At 59.4% G+C, this 244-nt stretch carries 1 pseudogene; it reads left to right on the top strand.

What is annotated here, in order from left to right:
• Positions 1–189: pseudogene (locus ACPYOI_RS36775) on the top strand (nucleotide sugar dehydrogenase); the annotation flags it as partial.
• Positions 190–244: the final 55 nt, after the last annotated feature.

The following is a 244-nucleotide window of genomic DNA, read 5'->3' as shown; positions in this document are numbered from 1 at the left end:
GCGCTGAAAGGCAGGACATCCGTGGCACTGTCACTGGAAGCTGTAGCGGATTACGATGCGGTACTGTTCGCAACCGATCACGACCAGATCGACTATGCCATGCTTGCCCGGAACGTGCCGCTGATTGTCGATACCCGCAACGTCTTCAACCGGCTCGGCCTGCCGGGGGCTCACGTCGTCGAGGCGTGACATTTATCGCTGATAGCGTCTTGCCTGTGATCTTGTTGGCGGCACCCGCATACCC

Source organism: Rhizobium sp. SVR5-2C, assembly GCF_056755115.1.
This window is presented reverse-complemented; position numbering and strand designations above follow the sequence as displayed.